Raw genomic sequence first — 1358 nt, forward strand, 5'->3', positions numbered from 1 at the left:
CGTTTCTCTGGTCACGTACCCAGCCCCATCCCGAGTTGCTGGCCCTGCTGGCCGATCCCGCCTGGCAGCCCTATGTGGTCTTTCCCGCTTGCGAGAAGGCGCCTGCCCGCCTGACCGGCGAGGTGACGCTGGCACCGGGTAAAAAACCGCTATTTATCCTGCTCGACGGCACTTGGCCGGAGGCGCGCAAGATGTTCAACAAGAGCCCCTACCTGGACGGTTTTCCGGTGCTCGCCATCAAACCGGATACGCTCTCCACTTACGGCATGCGGGTCGCCAACAGCGAGGAGCACCTCTGCACCGCCGAAGTGGCGGCCTGCGTGCTGGAAGTGGCGGGGGAGCTCAAGGCGGGGCAGGCACTGCAGCACTGGTTCAACTTGTTCAGCAGCCGCTACATGGCCGGTCGGGTCAGCCGTTTACCCGGTGCCGATGAGGATCATCTCTGTGAGGCGCTGGCGGCGATCAAGGAAGCGAACGTCGCTTCACCGGCTTGCTAACGGAGCCCTCTGAGGGGGCAGGGCCTGACAGCTCAAATCAATGAAAATCAGGAATCAATTGGCTGCCACTGTTTCGTTAGATTCATGGTCAGTGGCCCGCTAGGATAGCGAACAGCCTGTGCCCCCCGCACAACGTCGTTTTGGTGTTCTCCGGTTGCCTGACCCCTTCGGGCAACCCACTCTCGTGAGGTCTATGGATGGAATTGGAACTGGTTACCCTGTTTGCCCTGTTCGGTGTGGCGCTCATCGCCGGCTTTATCGATGCCATCGCCGGTGGCGGCGGCCTGTTGACGGTGCCGGCTCTGCTGGCGACAGGCATGCCGCCGGCGCTGGTGCTCGGCACCAACAAGCTGCAGAGCAGTTTTGGCTCTTTCTCCGCCACCTGGTTCTATGCCCGCAAGGGGCTGCTGGAGTGGGCCATGATCTGGCCTGCGGTGATCTGCACCTTTATCGGTGCGGCCATCGGCACGCTGGCGGTGCAGACCATAGACGCCGCCATTCTCGAGCGCCTGCTCCCTTTCCTGCTGATGGCCTTTGCCTGCTACTTCTACTTCTCGCCGCGGGTAAGCGATGCCGAGAGCTCCCGCCGTCTGACTCCCATGCTGTTTGCGCTGCTGGTGGGGGGCGGGGTCGGCTTTTATGACGGCTTCTTCGGGCCGGGCACAGGTTCGTTTTTTGCCATCGGTTTCGTGGCGCTGGCGGGCTTTGGCATGGCGCGCGCCACCGCCCATACCAAGCTGCTCAACTTCACCTCGAATATCGCCTCCCTGCTGTTCTTTGCGCTCGGTGGCAAGGTGGTGTGGAGTGTCGGTTTTTGCATGGCGCTGGGGCAGTTTATCGGCGCCCGCTTTGGCTCCAAGA

2 protein-coding genes are annotated in these 1358 nt (G+C 62.2%); both read left to right on the top strand.

Going from position 1 to position 1358, the window contains the following annotated elements:
- Positions 1-497 (top strand): tRNA-uridine aminocarboxypropyltransferase (locus DBR30_RS07165; RefSeq protein ID WP_258224319.1); only part of this gene is annotated, 497 nt, incomplete at its 5' end.
- A gap of 197 nt (positions 498-694) precedes the next feature.
- Positions 695-1358 (top strand): TSUP family transporter (locus DBR30_RS07170; RefSeq protein ID WP_258224320.1); only part of this gene is annotated, 664 nt, incomplete at its 3' end.

This window comes from Aeromonas sp. HMWF017 (assembly GCF_003061465.1).
GTDB lineage: Bacteria > Pseudomonadota > Gammaproteobacteria > Enterobacterales > Aeromonadaceae > Aeromonas > Aeromonas veronii.